We start from the raw sequence: 3,808 nt of genomic DNA on the forward strand, positions 1-3,808 counted from the left end.
GGGGTGCACCGACGTGCACCCCGCCAGCAGCATCGCCAGCGCCCATCCGCCGGCCAGGGAGAGTCGGCCGATCCGCGTCATCGGTCCATGCTAGCGGCCGGTATTGGTGCGGCCAATGCTGTCTGCATTCCCGGCCTCAGGCCAGGCTCAGGTCAAGAAACTGCCCGCACCCGGTCCAGGGCCCGGCTCCCCCGTGTCCGGTCACCCTCCGGGATGCAGCGCGCCGCGGACGGTGCCCAGCAGGGACAGGAACCGCTCGTTGTCCGGCAGGTCATCGATCAGCACCACACCCTCGGGAGCGGCCAGCGGAATGCGCCAGTTCGGGTATTCGGTGCTGGTGCCCGGCTGGTTCTGGGTCCGGGTCTCCCCCACGGCGTCGACCAGCGCCACCCCCAGCAGCGCTGACGGGGCCAGCGCCGTGTAGGCGTACAGCGCCTCCACCGTGGTCCGGACGTCCGTGCCGTTTTCTGCCAGCAGGCCGCGTGCCCGGACCCGGGCCAGCACGGCCTCCTGCTCGGCCGCGGCCTCGGCGCGTTCTTCCGCCACGGGCCGCCGCAACAGCCCGAGCGATTCGCGCAAGGTGACGTGTTCACCGGCGAGGTAGCCCGCCGTCGGGGGGAGATCGTGGGTGTTGACGCTGGTCAGGCACTGCTCGCGGTAGTGCTCCGGCGGAATCGGGCCATCGGCGTCGTGTTCGAACCAGAGAATCGACGTGCCGAATATCCCCCGCTCGGCCAGGTAGCCGCGGACCCACGGCTCGAACACCCCCAGGTCTTCGCCAATCACGATCGCCCCGGCCCGTTGCGCCTCGAGGGCAAGGATGCCGATGAGCGCCTCGTGGTCGTAGTGCACATAGGTGCCGCTCTCCGGCCCCCCGCCCTCGGGGATCCACCACAACCGGAACAGGCCGAGGATATGGTCCACCCGGATGCCGCCGGCRTGCCGCARCACSGTSCGGAGCATGTCCCGGTAGGCSGCATASCCSGATTCKGCSAGCCGKCCCGGRTGCCATGGCGGCTSSGACCAGTTCTGGCCCWGCTGGTTGAACATGTCCGGGGGCGCACCAACGCTCACGCCCCGGGCAAGAACGCCGGAGAGAGTCCAGGCGTCGGCACCGCCGGGTTTTACCCCGACAGCGAGGTCATGGACGACTCCGATCCCCATCCCCGACTGGCGTGCCGAACGCTGGGCCGCCTCGAGCTGCTGGTCGCAGAGCCACTGCAGCCAGCAGTGGAATTCGATCCGGGCTGCCAGCCTCGGCCGCTGCTCGACACAGTACGGCGACGCCGGGGATGCAGCCGCTCCGGCCCATTCCGGCGCCGACGGCGRCAGCTCTTCGGCGAGCGCAGACCACAGCGCAAAGTCCTCTAGCCCCTGCCCCTGCTCGGCGCGGAAGTCGGCGAACTGCCGGGTGCGCGCCGGCCCGCGGCGGACCGCAAACACGCGTTCCAGCGCCGAGAGCTTTGCCGCGTAACTGGCGTTGCGGTCCAGGAGGTCCCGGGAACGGTTGGCCGCCTGCTGGCCTTCGGCCAGGCGTGCCACCTCGGCCCGGCCGGCTGCGTCCAGGTAACCGTATTCCGGGATTTCCTCCACCCGCAGGTAGAGCGGGTTGAAGAAGCGCCGTGTGGTGGGCAGGTACGGGGAGTCCTCGACCGGCGGCACTGGTTCGGCGGCATGCAGCGGATTGACCAGCACAAAGCCGGCCCCCTGCTCCCCGGCAACCTCGGCGAGGTCCCCGAGATCGGCGAAGTCGCCAATCCCCCAGGACCGGGAGGACCGCACGGAGTACAGCTGGGCCGTCAGTCCCCAGGTGCGGCGTTCCTTGAGCAGGGCCGAGGCCCGGAGCCGGCCGGGCGTAACTACCAGCGGACACTGCGCCGCCGTGCCCGCGGCGTCGGCTCTCAACGTGTGCCAGCCGAGACCGAGGCTGCCGGGTATGGCGAACGTGGCACGTCCCGTGAGGACGCCGTCGACGTCGACCGGCTGGTCCCAGTTCTCCCGCTGGGCGGCCTCATAGCTGCTGCCGTCTTCGGCGTCGATCCAGACGCGGACTTCGCTTCCGTGCGGGACGTGGACCTCGACGCGGGACTCCTGTCCCTCCCTCACTACAAGGACCGGGGGCAGGATGCGCCGCCAGTGTGCCAGCCGGGACTCGGCCAGGGAGCGTTGCTGCTCCTGGGGCCCGTTGGCGGGGACCCCGAGGGCCGACAGCACGTCCTGCAGGGTCCCGGCGGCCACGGAACGCTGCACTCCGTCCCAGCCCCAGTAGCTGGTGTCGACGCCATAGGCTGCGGCGAGTTCGCGCAGGAGCGTGTCGGCCGTATCAGTGTCCCCGGTCTGCCCGGGACTTCCGGGGGCCGCGGCGTTGCCGGCGTCTGCAGGATGATTGGGGTTTGGACGGTCCTCGGGGTTTGCGGGGGTCTCGGGGTGCGTCTGGTCCACCATGCGCCCACTCTAGACGCTGCCCCTACCGCCCGCCGCCCTTTCCGTGGATGTGGGAGTCATCTACCAGTTCGTTGAGTCCTTGGCCGGTTCCCGGCGCGGACGGCTCCTTCGGCCCGTTTAGGCGCCGCTACAGCGGCCGCGCTAGCCTTGAAGCCTATGGTTGACGTCGAACGGTTCCGGATCCTCCTGCGCGAGGAACGTGACCGGAAGCTTGCCCTCCTGCCCGCCCTCCGCCGGGACATCACCTCGGTCAATGCCGCCCGCCTCGACTCCAACGTCGACGACGAACACGACCCCGAGGGCACGACGATCGCCTTCGAACTATCCCAGGCCTCCGCGCTCCTGGAACAGAGCAGGGCTTCCCTGCTGCAGATCGATGCCGCCCTTGCGCGGATGGACGAGGGCACCTACGGAATCTGCGCTGTATGCGCCACCCCGGTCCCCGAGGACCGGCTGGAGGCCAGGCCCTGGACCGCGTACTGCATCGCGCATGCCTCGGGCAAGGCATGAGTCCGCCCGGCCTGCTGGGGGAACCGAACCTCGCCCTGACATGGTGGGAGCGGATCGTTGCCGGATTCACCCACGCCCCCAGCCCGCACGTGAGCAGTATTGAGCTCGTGGCGGTGATCCTGCTGGCAGTGGCCGTCTCCCTGCCCCGCCTGTCCTGGCGCTACTTTGGCCTGCTCGCCACCGTGACCCACGAACTCGGCCACGCGTTTGCCGCCCTCACCACCGGCCAGCGGCTCGGCGGCATCCGGCTGGGCCTGGACCACTCCGGCACCACCACGACGTACAGCAGGAGCCGCCTCTCCGCCGCCTGGTCGACGTTCTGGGGCTACCCCGTGCCCGCCGTCGTCGGGGCGGCGATGGTCTGGTGCGGTTTCAACGGCTGGGGGCCGGCCGCGATGTCGGTGGGCACGCTCATCCTCCTGGCGTCCTTCCTGTTCCTCCGCAACGGCGTGGGCCTCCTCATCACGGCCGCCGCCGTACTGGCCGCGGCGCTCCTGGTGCTGTTCGTGCCGCCGGTGTTCAACGGCCACGTGATGATCGTGCTGGGCCTGGCGCTGCTGGTCGCTGCCGTCAGGGACCTCGGCAAACTGGCCAACGTCCATTTGCGGCACCGGGACAGGCTMCCGACGTCGGACGCGTACCTGCTGGCCAGGGCCACCTCCATCCCCGCCGCGGTGTGGATTGCCCTCTTCGCCGTGGTTGTGGCCGGGGCATGGTGGTTTGCCTGGCAGCCGATGGCCCCTGTGTTCGCGGCCGCGTTGGGGCCGTTCCCTTCCCGGCCTTAGGCTGGGACCATGAGCCTGAGTACCCACACCGACGATCCGGGATTCAGCACCAAGGGCGCGTATGTGAC

At 70.1% G+C, this 3,808-nt stretch carries 3 protein-coding genes; 2 read left to right on the plus strand and 1 reads right to left on the minus strand.

Annotation, left to right across the window (positions count from 1 at the left end):
* Window positions 1-201 precede the first annotated feature (201 nt).
* Window positions 202-2,445 (minus strand): 4-alpha-glucanotransferase, encoded by a 2,244-nt coding sequence (malQ, locus tag AC1D1S_RS19935; RefSeq protein ID WP_476995299.1) that lies wholly within the window; start codon window positions 2,443-2,445, stop codon window positions 202-204.
* Window positions 2,446-2,601: 156 nt separating this feature from the next.
* Between malQ and AC1D1S_RS19940 the strand changes: the two genes are divergently transcribed.
* Both AC1D1S_RS19940 and AC1D1S_RS19945 read left to right on the plus strand, forming a co-directional pair.
* Window positions 2,602-2,955 (plus strand): TraR/DksA family transcriptional regulator, encoded by a 354-nt coding sequence (locus AC1D1S_RS19940; protein WP_028275564.1) that lies wholly within the window; start codon window positions 2,602-2,604, stop codon window positions 2,953-2,955.
* A complete protein-coding gene (locus AC1D1S_RS19945; RefSeq protein WP_476943680.1) occupies window positions 2,952-3,740 on the plus strand; it encodes a M50 family metallopeptidase in 789 nt (262 codons plus the stop codon). The genes AC1D1S_RS19940 and AC1D1S_RS19945 overlap by 4 nt, the downstream gene beginning before the upstream one ends.
* Window positions 3,741-3,808 lie beyond the last annotated feature (68 nt).

It is taken from the genome of Arthrobacter sp. P1_A5, assembly GCF_056406825.1.